1 protein-coding gene and 1 pseudogene are annotated in these 737 nt (G+C 66.2%); both read right to left on the reverse strand.

The features are described from left to right. Nucleotides 1-202: pseudogene (locus FXO23_RS51405) on the reverse strand (recombinase family protein); the annotation flags it as partial. Between the two features lie 85 nt (nucleotides 203-287). Further along, the coding region (locus FXO23_RS50630) for a recombinase zinc ribbon domain-containing protein (RefSeq protein WP_218952456.1) at nucleotides 288-737 on the reverse strand (450 nt) is incomplete at its 5' end.

Here is a 737-nt window from a genome sequence, read left to right on the forward strand (position 1 = left end):
TCCCCCCTCGGACACACACGTTAACCACACGTGGAGAGGCGGTCACGATGACCGCCTCTTTTTCGTTGTGGTAGCGCATCTGGATTCCGAGATCCCGGTAGAGCCGCGCCAGCCGATCCGGCCACCCCGAGTCGAGCGCCCTCGCGACGTCATCACCCAGCGAGTCCAACCTGGCGTAGACCTCCGCCCGGTCGATCGTCACCGCTTCCGGCAGATGCTTCAGCTCAGCCTCGGCAGCCTGCCGCTCAGCCTGCGCGGTGTTGATCGGATCGACCAGCGCCGCGGGTCTACGCCCGCCTCAATCGCCGCCTGATGCTTCCGCAACCGCGCTGTGGCGTCCTCAGCCGCTTTTCCACCACGGCACGAGCGGCTCCACCGCCGCCGTCCTGGGAACCGACGAGCGCATTCACGGTCTCATCGCGGTTCTCGCGGTCGAACACCCTGGCGAGCCAGTCATGAAGCCGCGGAACCACGGCGTCCTCGCGAAGATTGACCGTCTTCGGGTGATCCGCTAACGCCGCCGAACCAGGCGCCAGCGTCCGGGCGATGCACCGGTAGTAGATCCCCTTCCGAATCGCCGCTCCCTGCATCCTGCGTTCGCAGATCTCGCACCGCACCAACCCCTTCAACAGGTAGGTGTGCTTGCTCGCGACCCGTTCCCGATCCAGTTTCGCGATACCGCGCATCCCACCCGCGGCGCGCGAGCGGCGCATGAGCTGAGCTTGCGTGAACACTTC

The organism is Amycolatopsis anabasis (assembly GCF_009765355.1).
GTDB lineage: Bacteria > Actinomycetota > Actinomycetes > Mycobacteriales > Pseudonocardiaceae > Amycolatopsis > Amycolatopsis anabasis.